At 71.8% G+C, this 354-nt stretch carries 1 protein-coding gene; it reads right to left on the bottom strand.

Annotated elements, in window-relative coordinates:
- Positions 1-287, bottom strand: a 287-nt coding sequence (locus tag ALMP_RS42890) for a helix-turn-helix domain-containing protein (RefSeq protein ID WP_264937482.1), incomplete at its 3' end; no start/stop codon positions are given.
- Positions 288-354 lie beyond the last annotated feature (67 nt).

Genomic DNA, 354 nt, shown 5'->3' with positions numbered 1-354 from the left:
TCCCAGCCGTGCGCGGCCGGCCCCTTGGCCAGCTCCGTTTCCAGCTGCGCGAACTGCTCCTCGCTCAGCCTCGGCAGCGACGCCGGCCCCTGCGACCGCAGAGCACGCGGACCGCCCTCGTCCCACGTTCGCCGCCATCGCTGCACCGACCGGACGCTGACGCGCAGGTCCTTGGCGATCACCGAGCTCGCCTCGCCCCTTGCGAACCGCTCGGCCGCCTGGAGCCGTAACTCCTCGCGGGACGCCTGACGTTCGGCGGTCAGCCCGCCACCCTGTGGATACCTCACGCCCCGGTGATACCGCAGGGACCGCGGCCCGTCAGCCCCTACGACACCACGAGTTCAACCTCAGTAG

The organism is Streptomyces sp. A012304, from assembly GCF_026008495.1.
Lineage (GTDB): Bacteria > Actinomycetota > Actinomycetes > Streptomycetales > Streptomycetaceae > Streptomyces.
The sequence above is the reverse complement of the archived record's forward strand: the minus strand, read 5'-3'. Positions and strand labels throughout refer to the sequence as shown.